Genomic DNA, 296 nt, shown 5'->3' with positions numbered 1-296 from the left:
CCGGCCGCCCGGCAGCGGGTGACGCTGCTGGTGACGGAGCCGGCCCGGTTGTGGCTGCCGCGGGATGCGGTGGGGGAGTTTGAGCTGGACATGATGGTGACGGCCTGGCCGGCAGAGGAGGAGACGGTGGCCCCGGCCCCGGCGCCGGAGAGCGTCCCTCAGGTACCGCTCACCCCGGCCATTCCGGATGCCGCAGCCATCACGGCCCTGCTGTATGGCGGCGGGGTGTTTCAGGGGTAGGGCGATACGGAACAGCACCCGGGGGCCGGGTGCTGTCCGGGACCGTCATGTGGCCG

The 296-nt window shown here is 73.0% G+C and carries 1 protein-coding gene; it reads left to right on the top strand.

The window, feature by feature from the left end; genetic code table 11:
* The coding region (locus tag ACU8YC_RS28670; RefSeq protein ID WP_446896475.1) for a hypothetical protein at positions 1–240 on the top strand (240 nt) is incomplete at its 5' end.
* Positions 241–296 lie beyond the last annotated feature (56 nt).

This window comes from Citrobacter sp. VF227 (genome assembly GCF_052950715.1).
Note: the sequence above shows the minus strand (reverse complement) of the source record. Positions and strands in the feature narration are given on the sequence as shown.